This window comes from Bifidobacterium sp. ESL1133, assembly GCF_058107325.1.
In genome coordinates this window covers 331,891-349,903 of sequence record NZ_JBYLUI010000001.1, presented here as the reverse complement: position 1 = coordinate 349,903, position 18,013 = coordinate 331,891, and the positions used below count along the sequence as shown (strand labels likewise).

General features: G+C 54.7%; 15 protein-coding genes and 1 pseudogene. 3 read left to right on the top strand and 13 right to left on the bottom strand.

Annotation, left to right across the window (positions count from 1 at the left end):
• Positions 1-6 precede the first annotated feature (6 nt).
• The 8 genes from frr to AC3B5A_RS01345 form a co-directional block, all read right to left on the bottom strand.
• Positions 7-561 (bottom strand): ribosome recycling factor, encoded by a 555-nt coding sequence (gene frr / locus AC3B5A_RS01380; RefSeq protein WP_489798227.1) that lies wholly within the window; start codon positions 559-561, stop codon positions 7-9.
• A 125-nt stretch (positions 562-686) separates the two neighbouring features.
• Positions 687-1,433 carry a UMP kinase gene (pyrH, locus tag AC3B5A_RS01375; RefSeq protein ID WP_489798225.1) on the bottom strand — a complete coding sequence of 249 codons (747 nt, stop codon included), beginning with the start codon at positions 1,431-1,433 and terminating at the stop codon, positions 687-689.
• A gap of 215 nt (positions 1,434-1,648) precedes the next feature.
• Positions 1,649-2,506 carry a translation elongation factor Ts gene (tsf, locus tag AC3B5A_RS01370; protein WP_489798224.1) on the bottom strand — a complete coding sequence of 286 codons (858 nt, stop codon included), beginning with the start codon at positions 2,504-2,506 and terminating at the stop codon, positions 1,649-1,651.
• A gap of 97 nt (positions 2,507-2,603) precedes the next feature.
• A complete protein-coding gene (rpsB, locus tag AC3B5A_RS01365; protein ID WP_489798222.1) occupies positions 2,604-3,434 on the bottom strand; it encodes a 30S ribosomal protein S2 in 831 nt (276 codons plus the stop codon).
• Positions 3,435-3,703: 269 nt separating this feature from the next.
• The gene (locus tag AC3B5A_RS01360; RefSeq protein WP_489798500.1) at positions 3,704-6,214 is read right to left on the bottom strand and encodes a glycoside hydrolase family 31 protein; all 2,511 of its coding nucleotides are present in this window, start codon (positions 6,212-6,214) and stop codon (positions 3,704-3,706) included.
• 95 nt (positions 6,215-6,309) lie between these two features.
• Complete coding sequence (locus AC3B5A_RS01355) at positions 6,310-7,134, bottom strand: carbohydrate ABC transporter permease (protein WP_489798221.1); 825 nt, start codon at positions 7,132-7,134, stop codon at positions 6,310-6,312.
• The gene (locus AC3B5A_RS01350; protein WP_489798219.1) at positions 7,131-8,021 is read right to left on the bottom strand and encodes a carbohydrate ABC transporter permease; all 891 of its coding nucleotides are present in this window, start codon (positions 8,019-8,021) and stop codon (positions 7,131-7,133) included. The genes AC3B5A_RS01355 and AC3B5A_RS01350 overlap by 4 nt, the downstream gene beginning before the upstream one ends.
• An 85-nt stretch (positions 8,022-8,106) precedes the next feature.
• A complete protein-coding gene (locus AC3B5A_RS01345) occupies positions 8,107-9,498 on the bottom strand; it encodes an extracellular solute-binding protein (RefSeq protein ID WP_489798217.1) in 1,392 nt (463 codons plus the stop codon).
• 232 nt (positions 9,499-9,730) lie between these two features.
• Between AC3B5A_RS01345 and AC3B5A_RS01340 the strand changes: the two genes are divergently transcribed.
• Positions 9,731-10,756 carry a LacI family DNA-binding transcriptional regulator gene (locus AC3B5A_RS01340; RefSeq protein ID WP_489798216.1) on the top strand — a complete coding sequence of 342 codons (1,026 nt, stop codon included), beginning with the start codon at positions 9,731-9,733 and terminating at the stop codon, positions 10,754-10,756.
• A 22-nt stretch (positions 10,757-10,778) separates the two neighbouring features.
• Here AC3B5A_RS01340 and def read toward each other — a convergent pair whose 3' ends face one another.
• Positions 10,779-11,261: a peptide deformylase gene (gene def / locus AC3B5A_RS01335; RefSeq protein WP_489798214.1), complete on the bottom strand. Its 483-nt coding sequence runs from the start codon at positions 11,259-11,261 to the stop codon at positions 10,779-10,781.
• 88 nt (positions 11,262-11,349) lie between these two features.
• Positions 11,350-13,161 (bottom strand): annotated as a pseudogene (locus tag AC3B5A_RS01330) (AMP-dependent synthetase/ligase); the annotation flags it as partial.
• A 258-nt stretch (positions 13,162-13,419) separates the two neighbouring features.
• On the opposite strand from AC3B5A_RS01330, the gene AC3B5A_RS01325 reads away from it, so the two are divergent.
• Both AC3B5A_RS01325 and AC3B5A_RS01320 read left to right on the top strand, forming a co-directional pair.
• On the top strand, positions 13,420-13,668 hold the full coding sequence (locus AC3B5A_RS01325) for a hypothetical protein (RefSeq protein WP_489798212.1): 249 nt from the start codon (positions 13,420-13,422) through the stop codon (positions 13,666-13,668).
• Between the two features lie 226 nt (positions 13,669-13,894).
• Complete coding sequence (locus AC3B5A_RS01320) at positions 13,895-15,268, top strand: hypothetical protein (RefSeq protein ID WP_489798210.1); 1,374 nt, start codon at positions 13,895-13,897, stop codon at positions 15,266-15,268.
• 644 nt (positions 15,269-15,912) lie between these two features.
• Here the strand turns inward: AC3B5A_RS01320 and AC3B5A_RS01315 are convergent.
• From AC3B5A_RS01315 to AC3B5A_RS01305, 3 genes are all read right to left on the bottom strand, one after another.
• A complete protein-coding gene (locus AC3B5A_RS01315; RefSeq protein ID WP_489798209.1) occupies positions 15,913-16,446 on the bottom strand; it encodes a hypothetical protein in 534 nt (177 codons plus the stop codon).
• Between the two features lie 7 nt (positions 16,447-16,453).
• On the bottom strand, positions 16,454-16,891 hold the full coding sequence (locus AC3B5A_RS01310) for a Panacea domain-containing protein (protein ID WP_489798207.1): 438 nt from the start codon (positions 16,889-16,891) through the stop codon (positions 16,454-16,456).
• A gap of 250 nt (positions 16,892-17,141) precedes the next feature.
• The gene (locus tag AC3B5A_RS01305) at positions 17,142-17,996 is read right to left on the bottom strand and encodes a methylenetetrahydrofolate reductase (RefSeq protein ID WP_489798206.1); all 855 of its coding nucleotides are present in this window, start codon (positions 17,994-17,996) and stop codon (positions 17,142-17,144) included.
• Positions 17,997-18,013 lie beyond the last annotated feature (17 nt).

Sequence of the window (18,013 nt, the reverse complement as noted above, 5' to 3'; positions counted from 1 at the left end):
AGCGAATCAGACTTCCATAATCTCCTGCTGCTTCGAATCGAGCAGCTGGTCGATGGAATCGCTGATCTGCTTGGTAACCTTGTCCAGATCCTTAAGCAAGCGATCGCCCTCGTCCTCGCCCATGTCGCCGTCTTTGACAGACTTGTCGATGGTTTCCTTGGTCTTACGGCGGATATTGCGCACCGCTACCTTGCCATCCTCAGCCTTGGTCTTGGCGAGCTTGACATATTCCTTGCGTCGGTCTTCAGTCGGCTCCGGCATGGTGACGTGAATGACGTTGCCGTCACGACGAGGGCTGACACCCAAATCAGAATCACGAATGGCCTTCTCTACCGCACCTGCCTGCGAGCCATCAAACGGCGTGACGGAAAGCGTGCGAGGCTCGGGCACACCGATGGATGCCACAGCCTTAATCGGTGTGGGGGCGCCATAATAGTCCACCATCAATCCGTTCAGCAATGCCGGGTTGGCTCGCCCGGTGCGGATGCCTGCGAAGTTCTCCTTGGTGGCCTCCACCGACTTCTCCATCTGTGCCTTGGCCTGATCTACCATGCTTGCCATGGGTTCTCCTTAATATCTATGTCTGCGAACGCCGTGCGCCCGGAACGTCTTTGATGGCGCTGCAAGATGCAACACCACGATTACTTACTATTTATGCATATATTTATTATATCTATAAATCTAGTTTATTCCGCAAGTTCCGACTCTTCGTTGGACACCAGCGTGCCGATCGGCTCTCCCACCAGCGCTCGTGTGACATTGCCGCTCTCTTCGAGCCCGAACACTCGAATACGCTGATCATTGTCTCGCGCCATGGAAAGCGCCGCAGCGTCCATAACTGCCAAATTGTCAACGATGGCACGCTTATAGCTCAGTTTGGTGAAACGCTTGGCGTTGCTGTCTTTGCGAGGGTCTGCGGTATACACGCCATCCACACCGTTCTTGCCCATCAGCACCGCGTTGCAGTGAATCTCAAGGGAACGCTGGATGGAGACTGTGTCGGTGGAGAAGTATGGCATACCTGCACCTGCTCCGAAGATGACGACGCGACCTTTTTCCAAGTGGCGGATGGCTTTCAGCGGAATGTACGGTTCTGCGACCTGCCCCATGGTGATGGCGGTCTGTACGCGAGTGGCCTGCCCTTCCTGCTCGAGGAAGTCCTGCAACGCCAAGCAGTTCATCACTGTGCCCAGCATGCCCATGTAATCGCCGCGTGTACGCTCAATACCGGCTTGCTGCAGTTCGGCTCCTCTGAAGAAGTTACCGCCGCCGACCACAATGGCCACCTGCACGCCCTGCTCCACCGCTTGATGAATCTCTTGGGCGACTCTACGAACCACTTGGGTGTCAACGCCGACTTTTCCGGCGCCGAACGCCTCACCTGAAAGCTTAAGTAATACCCGTCTCGGTTCGTTCTCGCGCCCGTTGCCCATCTCGCGACCTTCCTGTCGATGTGCGCCTATAATGCTCCGATAAGAATACCGGTTCGTTCCGACAGAGAACACCGATACACGGCATGAGTGCGGGCGCGGCAAATCGTTCCAACTATGCGAAAAGCGGCACTCCGAAGAGTACCGCTTCCCGTACATATCGCGCTGCGCACTATCAAGCTTTCACTCACATTATGCAGCGCACCACACAACAGAGCTTACTCAGCTTCTGCCTCGCCCTTGCCGACCTCGATGCGAGCGAAGGATGTCAGCTTGCCGCCGACTTCCTTGAACAGATCGCCGACGGACTTGGATCCATCCTTGACATACGCCTGCTCAAGCAGCACGTTGTCCTTGTAGAAGGCGTTCATACGGCCTTCCACGATCTTGGGGATGATCTGCTCGGGCTTGCCCTCAGCCTGTGACTTTTCAGTGGCCACGCGACGTTCGGACTCGACCACATCGGCCGGTACGTCCTCGCGAGAAAGCCACTTGGCACCCATGGCGGAGATCTGCAGCGCAGCCTCGTGAGCCACGGCAGCACCAGCCTCATCGGTGGCCACGATGGCCACGATGCTCGGCGGCATCTCGGCGGACTTCTTGTGCGCGTAGATTTCGACCTTGTCGCCCTCAATCTTGGCGACCTGACCGACCTTGACATGCTCGCCGAAGAGCGCTGCCGCTTCTTCGACGCTTGCCTTCACCGTGCCGTCGTCAGACTTTGCGGCGAGTACCTCGTCAACGTTGGATGCATCCGCCGCAATGGCGTTGGTAAGCACACTGTCGGCGAAGTCAACGAACTTCGGGGTCTTGGCCACAAAGTCGGTCTCCGAGTTCAGCTCAACGGCGTAACCGATCTGGCCGTTGCCGTTGTCGACCACGCGGGAGGCAATGGTGCCTTCCTGAGCACTGCGGCCTTCGCGCTTGCCTGCGGCCTGAATGCCGGTGGCACGAATGATTTCCTTGGCACGAGCCACGTCACCCTCGGCTTCGGTGAGCGCCTTCTTGACGTCCATCATGCCGGCGCCGGTCTCGTCACGTACTTGCTTGATCAAAGCTGCTGTGATTGCTGCCATCATGTCTCCTTATCAGAATCAGTATTGTTTGCCGGCGGGCACCCGAAGGCACCATGTGCCGGCAAACGCTGGTGTATGGGACTCGCCCATACGCTGGTTACTTGGCCTCAGACTCTTCCACCTTGGCGTCACCCTCTGCGGCCGGGGCGGCTTCACCCTCAGCCTTGTCGGCGAGGAGATCCTTTTCCCAAGCGGCCATCGGCTGTTCGGCCTTGTCGTCGGTCTTCGCAGCCTTGCCCGAACGCTCGAGCAGACCTTCAGCCACGGCGTCTGCCATGAGGCTGGTCAGCAGCTCGATGCCACGGATGGCGTCGTCATTGGCCGGAATCGGGTAGTCAACGGTGTCGGGATCAGTGTTCGTGTCGACCACGGCCACGACCGGGATGCCCAGCTTGTGAGCTTCCTCGACAGCCAGCGACTCCTTGCTGATGTCCACCACGAACATTGCCGAAGGCGTGCGGTTCATGTTGCGAATACCGCCCAGCTGCTTCTCCAGCTTGTTCTTCTCACGCTCGAGGAGCAGCAGCTCCTTCTTGGTGAGACCAGATCCACGCACATCGGAGAAGTCCATCTCCTCGAGCTCCTTCAGGCGCGCAACGCGCTTGGAGACGGTCTGGAAGTTGGTGAGCATGCCACCGAGCCAACGCTCGGACACATACGGCATGTTGACGCGAGTGGCCTGAGCCGCTACTGCTTCCTGAGCCTGCTTCTTGGTACCCACGAAAAGCACCGAGCCGTTGTGCGCCACAGTGGTCTTGATGAAATCGTAGGCAGTGTCGATCATGTCGAGCGACTTGAACAGGTTGATGATGTGGATGCCGTTGCGGGAAGTCAGGATGTACTGCTTCATCTTGGGGTTCCAGCGACGGGTCTGGTGACCAAAGTGAAGGCCAGCCTTCAGCATTTCGCTCATAGTGATTTGAGCCATGATAATACCTTTCTGTCGGTTCTTGCCTGGCCATGCAACACTGCGTGCAGCACTCCGAAGAGAACCGACCGACACAGGTCATCACGAGCATGACGCGTTGTTATGCGCCGGGTAGGTTACATATGGGTGGTTTCTCTGACTCGTGACAGTCGTTGAAACCGTTGACGCATACGGGTGCAAGAATACCACAGACGGCATATATGGTTGTGCGTCGAGTGTACATCCGAGCACATCGAACATGCGCCACGCACGTTGCCTGTCGAACCTCCTCAGGATTCATCAGTACGCGTCATAATCTCCATAAGTTCCGAGAAGACGGTCATGGGCATGACACCGAGTGAACCATCGGCGCCCTTGCCCACATGCGTTGCGGTCTTGGGCGTCCCACTTGGTTCGGTCAACGCCTGCAACGTGGACAGGGCACCGACCCCAAGCCTCTTGACGGCTGCAAATGCCTTGTCCTTGACTTCGAACGGCATCTGCGCCCGAAGCAGCACTTCATATGCATCCTCTTGCACCGGGTTCTCCGCCACACGCATGTCCGCAGGAAAATCAACCACCACTCGCTGCATCACATCGACATTGCGAACCGTTACGGTATAGCTCAACGTCCGCTCATCGTATGCCGCATCACAAGCCGCAGCGACACCGCCAACCGAAATCCGGCACGGATCTTGGGGCCTGCCCACTCCGCGCACCGTGATATTCCACGTCCTGCAACCCGGCACCGAACGCACCTCGCCTTCGACAGGGGCGATGACGAAGCTTCCCACGCCCTCCGCGACTTGCGGAACGCCCAAGCTTAAACATGTGCGGGCAACATCGATCCCGGGCTCTCCACCGTCTTCACATAGAGTGAACGATCCTGCCGCGGCAGGAAATACCATGATGTCCAGCTCTTCCGGATTGCTGATGTCGTTGATACGTTTGCGGGCGTTATGCTCTTGGTCGCAATGTTCCAGACGCTGCATAGGAACAATTCCGCCAGCAGGAGCAAACACCGGAATGCGATCGATGGTGCGCCACACGCGCATCGATGCACCATGCTCGCCCTGCGCATGGTATTGCCTGCCGTCAAAGCAGTCAAACCAACGTCCCTCGGGGAACCATACGTCCGTCGCCCCTGCTTGAGCAGCAGCATCGTCGGGAGTGACCACAGGGGCAACCAGCAGCTGCGTGCCAAACCTGAACTCGTCAGGAACCTCATATGCCGCGGCAATCTCGGAAGACTGCCAATACATCGGTTCGACAATCGGCCGCCCCTCCAACGAGGCACGGTAATTCATGGAATACAGATATGGAATCATCCTGTGGCGCAGCCGCAAGGCTTGAGTCATGGATTCGCGAACTTGCGAAGAGAAATTCCACGGTTCTTTGCCGCTGAAAGCAGAGGCACTGGAATGCAGACGGTTGATGGGACTGAACACACCAAGCTGATACCAGCGAGCCTCCAACACATCATCCCGGTAGCCCAGCATATGCCCACCAATATCGTGGCTCCACCAACCGTACCCGATATTGGAGGCCGTTGCGGTGAAGTAGGGCTGGAATCTCAAGGATTTCCATGAAATGATGGTGTCTCCGGAAAAACCGACCGGATAACGATGGGAGCCGGGCCCTGCATAGCGTGAGAAGATGAGCGGGGTGCAGCCTTGATCCTTGGCATCATGGTAGTGCAGACGGTTCAATGCCCACAGAGGATCAAGCCCCGGCTGCCGAGTCACACCACCCTGTTGCCAGTCAATCCACCAGAAATCAACACCCTCGCGCTCCAAGTCGTGATGCATGCCCATATAGGCTTCTACAAAGCGCGGATTGGTTAAATCGAACTCGATGTCTTCCCCGGCTGCAATGTCATCACCCATCACCGCAGCGGCGGCAGCGTAAGGCTGCTCAAAGGCTCTGATGCCGTCACGGGGATGGACGTTAAGCGTGGTACGCAGGCCTCTGTGGTGTACCTCATCGAGGAAGCGCACATGGTCCGGGAAAAGCTCCTTATTCCACGTGTATCCAGTCCACCCGGAACCATATTTGGCATCGATGTCGGTGAGGTGCCAATCCATGTCTATGACCGAGACCGTGAGGGGAATACCTTGTGCATCAAAGCGATCCATAAGATTTATATATTCATCTTGCGTATATGGATAGAACCGGCTCCACCAGTTGCCCATGGCAAACCGCGGCAGGAGCGGGGTGTTCCCCGAAAGCCTGTAGAAATCCCGTATCGCCTCTATATAACGATGACCATACCCGAAGAAGTACAGATCAGTCTCGGCATGATCGCGTGGGTGAATCATTACATCATCGTCAGAGAAAATCATGCTCTCTGAATCATCGAGTACCGACCAACCGTCACGCGAGATCACGCCGGATTCAATGGCGATGGCACCGTCGGCTTCATCCAGCGTACGAGCGGTACCTCCGAGGTTGCCGCTGGGGCGATCCCCATAGTGCCACGTATTGGCTTGACTGTTACTCACCCCGGCAACAACAACGCTGAAGCCCTCCTTGCTGGGAGCCTGACGATTGTAGCTGACGCGAAGATGCTCAGTTCGAATGCTGAGCCATCCACTACGCTCTTCAACACTGAAATCCACTGCTCCCGCAAAGTTCCGGTTCTTGGCGAGTGAGGTGGGTTTATCCTCGAATACACCAGAATCCGACCATTCATAACGAAAGAGCGACTCGGTGAGGAACGTTATCCTCCATTGCTTCCCTTGTAATATATTATGTTCCCGAACCACGGAACTTGCCACGCCCGAACGTGATTTCCCTTCGATTGTTGAACGCACTTCTACCCCTTCACTGATAAGCACATATACGTGGTGCAGAAAGCCGAGACCTTCTGCACCACCAACCATGTGACCTTGATGGTCTACTTTTCACTTCCAGCTGAGATACCCGAAATGAACTGTTTTTGGAAAATAAGGTACACCAGCAGAACCGGAATAATCGCCAAGGAGGTCGCGGCGAACAATCCACCGTAATCCGTACCGTATTGCCCGTTGAACGACTGCAAACCGACAGAAAGCAGCTGCTTCTTATCGCTGGTGATCATGAGGAACGGCCACAGGTAATCTTCCCAGTTCCATAGGAATTGGAAGATGGCAAGAGATGCGACCGTGTTGCGGCTCATAGGCAATATGATGCTATGGAAGATCTTCCAATCTCCTGCACCGTCAAGCTTGGCCGCCTCTATGAGTTCGTCGGAGATACCCGAAATCGCTTGGCGGAATTGGAACACACCAAAGGCGCTGATCATGCCAGGCAGAATCAATGACCAATAGGAATCCTGCAATCCGGCTTTGGTCATCATGTCGTACTGGGGAATGATGGTCACAGCCCACGGCACCATCATCGTTCCCAGCACAATACCGAACAGCAGGTTGCGCCCGCGGAACTTCATCTTGGCGAACACATACCCCAGCACAGCACTGGTGTAGATCATGATTACGGTCTTTACTACCGAGACGAAGAGCGAGTTGCCGAACAATCTCAGAAAGTCAAACTTGTTCTGAATCCCTACGTAATTGTCCAGCGTCGAGGGCTTGGGGAATATACTGCCTCCGACTTTCACGATCTCGCTGTTGGGAGCGAAGGAGGAGATGAACATCCACAGGAACGGAACAATGGTGATGAGCGCGATGATGAACAGCAGCGCGGTGGCAACCCATCCCCCAATTTTTCTTGTTTTCGTCATGACATGTCCTCCTCGCCCGACACCTTGAACATGAGCCAGGTCAGGATTGCAGTGAAGATGAACAACACCACGCTCATCGCTGAGGCTACGCCGAAGTTGTATTTCTGGAATGCCTGATCGTAAATCAGGTAGCTAATGGTGTACGTGGACGTTCCCGGTCCGCCCTTGGTCATGACCATGATCTGGATATAGGCTTGCAGATAGCTGATCAACGATGTAATGATGATGAACAAGGTAGTCGGCTTCAGCAGAGGTATCGTAATCTTGAACATGATCTGGCTTGGTTTGGCGCCGTCAATCTGCGCGGCCTCGTAAACGTCATCGGGCAGATTCATGATACCGGCCAGATACAGAACCACCGCATAACCAAAATCTTTCCAGATGGTCATTAGGATGATTGCAGGCATGGCAAATTTAGTGTCGTGCAACCAGTTGATATTGAGACCGGTAACCTTGTCGATCATGCCGAATTGCGGATCGAACATCCACATCCATACAAAACTCACAGCAATGAGAGGAGTGATGGTGGGCATGTAAAACAGGCCACGGAGCGTATCCTTGAACTTGATGAGCTTCGAGCTGAGCAGCAGAGCCAAAGCCAGACCGATAAGTACGCGAAATACAGTGGCGGCAAGCACGAAGACCGCAGTATTGAGCAGTGAATTCCAGAACAGTTTATCGCCCAGAATCTGCTTAAAATTGGCAAACCCCACCCAGTCATACTGCCCAACCAGTGGGTTCCAGTCGTGCAGGCTGCCTGCAAACGCCTTGAAAATCGGGTAAATCAGGAATATAGCGAAGTACACCACAAAGAATACGACAGCTACATTGCGCATCGAAAATATGCGCCCGAGCGACGCTCCCGAATGCTTCTTTTCCACTTCCATCCATGCTCCTTTACATCTGCACAATGATGGTGTGGCGGTCTCGAAGCTGATTGCCGAGACCACCACACCAACGCTCAATCATGGCCTACTTGTGCTCATCGAAATGAACGTATTTGCTTTCCTTGGATTGGAACTTTGAACTCTTCATGTCCTCATCCATTTGTTTCTGACCAGTCTTGAGCGCCTGGTCAATGGGCATGTCCTTCTGGAACACGTTCTCGAAGGTCTTGATGCCGGTGTTCTCCACAGTCGCAGGGACGGGTCCCGGCCAGATCAGACGATCGAGACGGTCCTTTATTCCAGACATACCGGGCTGAGCAAGAATCTTTGCATCGTCCTGCACGCTCACCTTTGCGGGGAAACCGTTGAGCAGATCGGATGCAGAGCGGATGTAATCATCGTTGGCGAGAATATACTTGATGAAGTCCTGAGCTACGGCCTGCTGCTCTTTGGACTGGCGGGAATTGACGCAGGGAGTGGATTCGCCGTTGTAACGGTCGTATGCGAAAGGCACCTTGTCGTCAAATGTCGGAGTTGGGAAGGCACCATATTCGATGTCGGGGTATTTGTCTTTCAACGTGCCTTGAATGCTGCCCCAGGCGTACACCATGGCGCTCTGCCCCTGACCGAAGCTTGCGATGTAATCATTACCGAAATTAATGGAACCTATCTTGTCTTTATCGTAAAGATCCTTGAGGAACTGCATGTTCTCGGCAGTGGTTGCATTGTCAAAGTTGGCTTTCGTGCCGTCCTTGTCGAAGAGCAGCTCGCCTTTTTGATAGTTGAGACCTTGGAAAATGGCTTTGTACGCTTCACCGTTGATGTTGAAACCGGCTTGAGTCATCTTGTCGCCGTCGCTCTTGGTAAGCTTCTTCGCCACCTGAATGAACTGATCCCATGTCTTTGGATAGTCGGCATCGGTAAGACCGGCAGCAGACCAAAGCTTCTTGTTATAGTAGATGCTACCCGTTGCCAGAACAGAATCGATATACTTTACTTTGCCGTTGGCATCCTCATGCACATTGGCAGTGCTGTAGTCCTTTTCCAGGTCTTTGGTAGGGATGTCGTAGTCTGCGGCGTAGGGCTGGACCAGCGAATCGTAGGAATTGTGAATATTGAACAGCGCCGGCCCGTTCTTGCCCTGCAAGGCAAGCGGCAGTTTGGTCCAATAATCAGCCCAAGGTACGTTCTTCGTAGTGAATTTCACGTTCGGGTAGATCTTCTCGTACTCGTTGATCATTTTGAACACCGGGTCAGTGGTTTTGGTTCCCCAAGACCAGTATTCAAGGGTAATCGGCTTTCCATTGTTGACCAAGTGATTGGGGTCGTACTTCACGGTCGTACCGATGGTCTTCATACCTTTATCGGTTTTGGTGTCTGTGGTACCTGACGCACCGCTGCCTGAGCCACCGCATGCTGCGGTCGCCAGAATGCACACGGTTGCAACCGCCGCTGAAGCGAACTTACGAATATTCATCCATTACCTCCTTGTAAAAGTATGTGGTCTCCAAAATACTACTGTTTTCAAGCATGAAGCAAATTCTCATATTGCAAATGTAAACGTTTTATCTTGAAAAGCTTTACATTTCGCTCGAAAATCCGTATTTGCTTTTTAAAACATGGCGTGTCGTTACATGTAAACCGTTGCATAACGATTTTACACTTAACGGCATTTAGGGGTACTATATGCTCGACAACCAAGGAGCAACATGGAGAACACACATAACCGTCAACGCAAGGCGAGCATCTCCGACGTCGCCGAACAAGCCGGTGTCTCGACCGCAACAGTATCCCGTGCGTTCTCACACCCCGACAAGCTCTCGCCAAAAACACTCTCCTCGGTGTTGGAAACCGCGGAAAAGCTTGACTTCTCCATATCGCGAACGCCGGGAATCTTGAAATCAGGGCATTCCTACCGTGTGGCTCTGCTCATCGGTAGCAGTGAAATCACTTGGTTCACCGCACACATCATAGAAGGCTTAAACTCCGTGTTCAGCAAGGCCGGATATGACCTGGCCATCTATCCAATAACCAACACCGCCGAGCGGCAAAAGTTTTTTGCAGAGTTACCTGTACGCGGTAACGTCGATGCCGTCGTCATCTCCTCATTCGACACCAACAGCAGCGAGATACAGCGTTTGCGCTCCATCAAAGTACCCATTGTCGGTATCAATCCCTCTTCGCGAGAAGGCCTCGCAGCATCAATCAACATCGATGATGTTTTGGGAGTCAACATGCTTGTGCGTCATTTGGCAAAACTGGGGCACCGTAACCTGCTATACCTCTATCCTGCTTTTCTGACGAACCTGAACTACAGTTCGGCTGCTCGTCCTCGTGCTTTCAGCAACATGTGCGCCACACTGGGACTGCACGGCACCTCCATCAGATACAGCGCAAACTCCGAATTCGACACGGCACTCACCGAACTCATGCGCGACGGCGACTCCCCTACGGCAATCTGCTTCCTTGACGACGAACCGGCTATCCCCTTTTTCTCAACACTTCCAAGGCATGGATTCTCCGTGCCTGAAGATGTCTCCATCGTAGGATTCGACGACAGCCAATTCGCCAAGGAAGTCGGCCTGACAACCATCCGTCAACGGCCGCGCGACATGGCCGAAGCGGCTGCAACGAAAACCCTGAGACTCATTGAAAGCAAAAGCATAAGCCACCGTCACGAGACAGCACCGATTCAGCTCGTTATACGCACATCAACAGGCAGGCCCCGTCACTAAATACTGCCTGCCTATTTGTTGCTTACTTGTTATTACGCAGCTGGCGCATGGCCTCGCGGCGCTCCTCTTTTTCCAGCCGGTCAAGGTAGACGTGGCCATCAAGATGGTCGGTCTCGTGCTGCAGCATGCGACCCATGATGCCGCGACCCTCCACCACGATGGTCTTGCCATCCAGGTTGATGCCACGCACACGGGCATAGTCGGCACGCCGAGTCTTGTACCACAGGTTCGGCACCGACAGGCAGCCTTCCTCGCCGTACTGCTCGCCACTGGTCTCCTCAAGCACCGGGTTGATCACATACCCCAGTTTGCCTTCGATATTGTACGAGAACACACGCAGGCCTACACCAATCTGGTTGGCAGAAAGGCCTGCACGGCCGGGATCGTCCACCGTGTCGAGCAAATCCTGCACCAGGCGATGCACCTGCGGCGTAATGGTACGCACCGGGTCGCATGGGGTGCGCAGCACCGGATCAGGGACAACTCGAATTTCACGTAACGACAATTCACTTACTCCTTAGAAGTCTTGACGAGGCTTGGCTGAACGCAACATCAGCTTCCGCCAACCTTACCAGCTACTGCGCGTGTGCGGTTTTCGGCGCGTACAGTTGATGCTCGATCACATCAGCATACTGCTTCAGCACGGCGGGACGTACCACTTTCATGCTCGGTGTCAGCGTGCCGGCATCTTGCGTGAACTCGCTGTCGAGAATCACGAACTTACGCACTGACTCGGCCCGAGAAACCTTGCTGTTGGCCTGGTCTACATACTGCTGCACGCAGGCGCGCACCGCATCGTTCTCCACAACCTCACTCATCGGCATGCGCTCATCCAAGCCGTGACCTCGCAACCACGAGCGCAGCATCTCCGGCTCCAGTTCGATGAGCGCTGAGACGAACGGCTTGCCATCACCCACGACCACGGCGTGTGCCACGATGGGGCACGATCCGATGGTGTCTTCCATGGGAGCCGGGCTGATGTTCTTGCCGCCTGCAGTGATGATGATGTCCTTCTTGCGGCCGGTGATGTAGACGAAGCCATCGTCGTCAATCTGGGCGATGTCGCCGGTCTTGAGCCAGCCGTCGTCCCCCAGCACTTCAGCAGTGAGTTCGGGCTGCTGGTAGTAGCCAAGGAACACGCTTTCGCCCTTGATCATCAGCTCGTCGTCGTCCGCCAGTTTGATGGCAATGCCGCTGCCGGGACGGCCGACCGCCCCGACCTTGTTGAAATCTTCGAAGTTGACGATGCACGGCGCGGCAGTTTCCGTCATGCCGTATCCCTGAATGAAGGTAACCCCGTCGATACCGTTGAAGAAGTGCGCCAAATCGGCGTTCATGGGGGCACCGCCACAAGCCAAGTACTTGAGGTTCGGTCCCATGGCAGAACGTACGGTGTCGCCAACGGTCTTCATATAGAAGCCGTGCATCGCCTTGGCTTTGAGGCTGTGCTTGCGGCCTTCCTGCTCGTCGCGCGACCACTGGTTGAAATGGTCGAACGCTGCTGCGAATACCTTGCCTTTCAGTCCGGCCCCGGCCTTCTGTGATGCGGCGTTATAAACCTTCTCGAACACACGCGGCACACCGAGCAGGTACGTGGGCTTGAAGCTGCGCAGGTCGGGCAGCAGACGCTTAGTGCTTGACGTGTACCCAACCACGCCTTGGGATCCGATGGCAACGTACTGGATGTAGCGCGCGAAGCAGTGCGCCAGCGGTAGGAAGAGCAGCAGGCGGCTGGGATTGTAGAGCATGTCTTTGAGCACAACCCAACCGATGAACACGATGACCATGAAGTTGCGGTGCGAGAGCATTGCGCCTTTAGGAGCACCGGTGGATCCTGACGTGTAGACGATGGTGGCCACGTCATCGGCACTGACACGGTCGATGGCTTGGTCGAGCTGAGCGTCGCTCACCGAGCGGCCGAAATCGACTACGGCGTCGAGGCCACCCTCCCCCATGTTGAACACGTATTCGAGGCCTTCCTGCCGCTGGCGCAGGTCCTCGAGCGTCTGGGCATGTTCATAGTCGCCGGCGAAGGCGATGACCGGCTTGACAGCGCTGACGATGGAGCCGGTCTGCTGGGCGGAATCGGTCTCGTAGACCGGCACACTCACTGCACCAATCGCGGCGCATGCAAAATCAACCACTCCCCACTCGTAGGATGTGGATGCGTAAATGACCACCATGGAGCCGCTGGACACGCCCAGGCTCATCATGCCTTTGGCCACGGCTCGCACACGCTCGAGCATCTGCTCCGCAGTGACATCGTGCCAGTTGTATGCCTTGGTATCCTGCCATTGGGCGATAAGACCTTCAGGGTCACGCTCGGCGCGTCGCGACAGCAGCGAGAAGATAGTGTCCTTCTCGGTTGTCTTACTGACCGGATCCAATTTAAATTCTCTGAGCATGCTGCCACTATACCTGAGCGTCAGGCCAAAGTTACGGTTGCGTAGGGTCGCATCAGTCACGAAACTATGCCCACCCATTTATAAGCGGCTCAATTCATACGAAATCTATCATGTGTTATTTATGTCACAGTCTGTATATATCATTTACTCATAACACTGCGCGCTTGCTCTACCCGCAAGGCAAGAACCGGTGCGCACATGGAAGAGCACAGTTGTCGCCAAGTGGTTCGGGCGCACACACATGGAGGAATCGTTCGCATGACCTTGCCTACCACCACAGGCCGCCACACCAGCACACCAACCCGCAGTTATCACGCGCGCATTGCCTTGGCACTGCTGGTCTGCGCAGCAGTTCTCATCCCCACCGGGCTCAGCGCCGTCGCATCCGAAGACAATACCGCTGCCAGCCAAACTGCAGCTCCCACGAACACCACGTCTGATGTCACGGCACCTTCCAGCGTAAACAGTGAACAAGCCTCGAACATCACCCCCCCCCCGCGAGACTGAACCGCTAAACCCCGTCCCGACACCAGGGCTCTCACCCAACTCGCCACTGCTTGACACAGCCAGCGACGACCAACCACAACCCACAGATGTAAATGCAGTCCCCGAACCAAAACCAGCCGAACCCGAAGTACTCAACAAACCCGGCAGCCCACAACCTCAAACCGACAACAACCCACTACTTCGCGGCAGTGGCGCATGTAATGTCAACCTCACCGACGCATTCAGCATGCGGCTCGAATTCTACAAAGACGCAGGACTCACCCAATACCTCGGATCACATCCACCAGTGAACCAAATCTACTCATACCTCGCATGCGACTACACCGCCAGGAACACCACGCAGTTTCGTTACTCCAACGGCAGCGCAGCCCAAGGCGACGTCACCCAAAACATCACCTATGAAACCGTGAGTAACGGCTCGGCTTATTTCGGTTTCAACTCGTGGATAGGAAATGCACCAGTAGGAACCAGATACCGGAAGGTGGTACTCGCTCTCAGAGGTGTCGACCGACACTCCACAAGTAGCAAATGCACTCCTAAGAATATCTCGATCAAGCCAGACAGCCATGCTCAATTAGCTGCATGCGCAAGTGTTGAGGCATTGTTGCCCATTCCTGAGGGGCAGCTCAACTCTTACATGTTGAACGGTAACTATTACAACGGCGGAAACACCCAACCCGCCTACTCCGGTGTGTACGTGCCAGACAAACCGGGCTACGACGTGACCGTCACCAATGGTTCTTGGAACCCCAACACACGCATCGCCACACCCAACAACCCCACCAACTGGGCAGGCACCCCCGTCTACGGTAGCGACCTACAAAACGCCACTGACTCAGTCACCACCATCACCTACATCAAACCAGCAGCCAGCGCCACCGTCCACTGGAGCCTCGACACCATCGAACACACGGAACTCAACCAAACCTTCAACGGCCGGCAAGACGACCCACTCAACACCACCCTAAGCAGCCGTATTCCAAACGGATATTACGTCGGCTCCACCAGCCCCGGCACCACCTGCAACACCACCACCTGCACCATCAACACCGTCTACCCCGCAGGCCACACCGACTACTGGATCACCTGCTGGAAAACCGTTCCCAAACACGAATCCTGGAACGCCACCCTCATCGTCCACTACAAAGACGACCAAGGCAACACGCTAAGCCCCGACCAGAGCAAAACCATCACCCTGACCCACGACTACACCACCAGACCAGACACCGGAACCATCGTCGTGCCGGGAGACTGGGCATATCCGGGCGGCGACCCGACCGTCATATTCCGCACCGTCACCGGCAACAGCAGAAACCTCAATTTCGCCATCGACAACCCCACCATCCCCCACTACACCACCAACACCACAACCGCCCTCTACGCCAACACCGGCCTCACCATCGGCTACAACCTCGTGGACGGCGGCAACGACACCAAGGAAATCACCGTCATCTACCACCGAGCCGTCAACACCCTGCCGTTCACCGGAGGCACCGCCACCGCAGCCACCATCGCACTCATCGGCCTTGTTGTCGCCGCCCTGCTCGCCACCATCATCACGATCCTGAAGCGCAAACAACACCACATCACTACCAACTAAACACACGGTCTTGTGAGATGTTGTTCGATGCCGTCCAGTGCTGTGCAATGTGTGCAACGGTGGCCGGTGTGTGCGGCTTGCCTGTGATGGCCGGTAACTCACAAGCCGCACACATATCAGCCACCAACCGACAGCCGACTAACAGCCAACCAACCCATGACACCAACCAACCCACAAGTCCGACTACGCCTTCCCAACAACCCATCCTCTGCACAACCAGATACGATTCGATCACCAAATCACCAATCCGCAACCGAATCGTACCCACGTTCCCACACAATCCAAGCTAGCGAGTACAAAACGATCATCAAACCATGGATAAGCGAACGAAACGTAGCCACAAACCCACACAACCCAAGCTAACGAGTACAAAACGGTCAATAAACCAGAGATAAATGAACGAAACGTACCCATATCTCCATACACCACAAGAACACAGGTACATTTCGCTCACATAGTCGCGATGTGAAGTGACCGAACCGTACCAACCAGTCCACCAGACTTCCGTCACCAGCCACAACCTCTCTCACCCAAGGCGATGACGGAACGTGGGGTGGGTGCTGCAGCACTGCATCTGACGCATCCACCTCACACCACTCCCAATGCACATCATCAATCGAGGAAAAATTACGTTTGAATGCTGCCTATGTATGCTTCTTTTTCGAGGGCCAAACAGCGTGCTCCGCATCCCACCATACGATGTGAAACTGGTTATCCACTAGAAAGCCGTACAACCGTTTAGCACCTGAAATACGGAACCGAGCTATACTATCACCCTCACGCTCATATTGTTCTCCCAAGCGCTTCACAGCTGCAGAATTAGGACATAGCGAAAAGTCCTTATACACTTTGAATTCGCCCATCACTTGGGAATTAAGCTCGCCTACAGTACTCTTCTCGAACTCTTTGAGCTTATGCAGCAAATCAGCATGATCATCCGTACTTATACGAGCCAATGACCAGGGGCATTCATCATCAAGATCTACTGCATCAAAACGGAAAACAATATGCATATTATTTAGCTTATCGCGATTTTTTACAGAAGCCGATGGAATTTTAAGACGCCCACATGAATCAACAGCTACAGCCTCAGCAGAAGCCTGCTTTTTACGAACATACGAAGTTCGCGCAAAAGCCGTTTTAGGATGGCGCCGCTTCTTAGATCCATTGTGCCCCATAATAGACTCAGTCAGTCAGGCTGCCGTAATATTCAGCCATAGCTGCGCATGTTATCTCCGCGTTTGAGCGCTCACCGTCGGGAGTGTTCCCTCTTGCTTCCTTCCACGGAGCCTCCTTATGCGTGAGATTACTCAAATCCCATGCGCCCATGTCTCCATAGAACTTAAGGACTGCATCAACGGTGGCCTTTTCATCTTCAGTCAGCGCGGACGCATCTCCATGAATATCGGCAACATCGACACGAAACAGACCGCTGTGCATTTTATACAACTCAGGACTCACCGGCCCATTAGCCCACGCTTCAATTCGGCTGGGAAATAGCCTCTCCTCATCCCACACCAACGACCACGCTTGCGAGTAGTAGCATAATTTTTGCAGTTTCATGGCAGTCATGGAGCCATGCTGCTCCAATATATACCTAGCCACATCTTGAATCTTAGCCATCACTACACCTCCTACTAGGACTGCAATACTGCATTATCTTGTTTTGACGACAACTCATGGAATGTGTGTCTAGACGACTACATATAGGATAGTGTGTTTTGACGACAAAACCAAGTACCGCTTGTCAGTAGCATAAAAATACGGTGCGAAAGTATATGAGACTTCTGTTCTGCACGGGCAAACCAAAAATAGGAGACAACTTCCCTATCCTAAGGAAGCCAGAAACCACCTATGCGCGGAAGTGATGCCCCTACTTCGCGTTTGTCTCAAACAACCCTGCGACATTGTTCCAGATGCCACGGGCCACCGAGGGGCGGTTCATGGTGTAAAGGTGCACGCCATCCACGCCATGGGCCACGAGGTCGGCGATTTGCTCGGACGCATAGACGATGCCGGCTTGGCGCAGAGCTTTGGGATTATCCCCCCATCGATCGAGCATGCGCTGCAGCGCGGGCGCGACGGAAGTGTCGTTGCGCTGGTTCATGGTGGCGACATTGCGCTGGTTGATGACGGGCATGATGCCGGCTTCAATCGGCACATCGATGCCGGCGTCATGCGCCGAGTCCATGAACCGGTAGAAGTCGTCGTTGGAATAGAACAGTTGGGACAGCAGATGGCTGGCGCCGGCATCCACCTTCTTCTTGAGGTTCACAATATCGTCTTCCACACTCGCACACTCCGTGTGACCTTCCGGATAACAAGCGCCGAACACAGGCATGTCCGGGTCGTGACGGCGGATGTAGGCAACCAGGTCGCTGGCGTGCTCGAAGGCGCCATACGGTTCGTTGCCCTCCACCGGATCACCGCGCAGCGCCAGGACTCCGGCGACTTTGGCTTCGTGGAAGTACTCGAGCGCCTGGTCAACGGTGGCTTCGTCGCTATAAAGCGCTGTAAGGTGAGCCACTACCGGGAAACCATACTCGCGGCTGATGGTTGCCGCGATGCGAGCCGTACGCGTGCGATCCTTGAGCGCGCCGTGCCCGTAGGTCACCGAAACAAAATCAGGGTTGACCTCTTTGAGACCATCCATTGTGTCGTAGATAGTGTTGACCGAGGTTTTGGTGTTCGGAGGAAAGACTTCCAGCGAGAAAATCGGCGAGTGCATGGTGTTTCCTTGTATCA

Bases quoted from the DNA above. Each gene is read 5' to 3' on its own strand.
- frr (WP_489798227.1), bottom strand. From the start codon at position 561: ATGGCAAGCATGGTAGATCAGGCCAAGGCACAGATGGAGAAGTCGGTG.
- pyrH (WP_489798225.1), bottom strand. From the start codon at position 1,433: ATGGGCAACGGGCGCGAGAACGAACCGAGACGGGTATTACTTAAGCTT.
- tsf (WP_489798224.1), bottom strand. From the start codon at position 2,506: ATGGCAGCAATCACAGCAGCTTTGATCAAGCAAGTACGTGACGAGACC.
- rpsB (WP_489798222.1), bottom strand. From the start codon at position 3,434: ATGGCTCAAATCACTATGAGCGAAATGCTGAAGGCTGGCCTTCACTTT.
- AC3B5A_RS01355 (WP_489798221.1), bottom strand. From the start codon at position 7,134: ATGACGAAAACAAGAAAAATTGGGGGATGGGTTGCCACCGCGCTGCTG.
- AC3B5A_RS01350 (WP_489798219.1), bottom strand. From the start codon at position 8,021: ATGGAAGTGGAAAAGAAGCATTCGGGAGCGTCGCTCGGGCGCATATTT.
- AC3B5A_RS01345 (WP_489798217.1), bottom strand. From the start codon at position 9,498: ATGAATATTCGTAAGTTCGCTTCAGCGGCGGTTGCAACCGTGTGCATT.
- AC3B5A_RS01340 (WP_489798216.1), top strand. From the start codon at position 9,731: ATGGAGAACACACATAACCGTCAACGCAAGGCGAGCATCTCCGACGTC.
- AC3B5A_RS01325 (WP_489798212.1), top strand. From the start codon at position 13,420: ATGACCTTGCCTACCACCACAGGCCGCCACACCAGCACACCAACCCGC.
- AC3B5A_RS01320 (WP_489798210.1), top strand. From the start codon at position 13,895: ATGCGGCTCGAATTCTACAAAGACGCAGGACTCACCCAATACCTCGGA.
- AC3B5A_RS01315 (WP_489798209.1), bottom strand. From the start codon at position 16,446: ATGGGGCACAATGGATCTAAGAAGCGGCGCCATCCTAAAACGGCTTTT.
- AC3B5A_RS01310 (WP_489798207.1), bottom strand. From the start codon at position 16,891: ATGGCTAAGATTCAAGATGTGGCTAGGTATATATTGGAGCAGCATGGC.
- AC3B5A_RS01305 (WP_489798206.1), bottom strand. From the start codon at position 17,996: ATGCACTCGCCGATTTTCTCGCTGGAAGTCTTTCCTCCGAACACCAAA.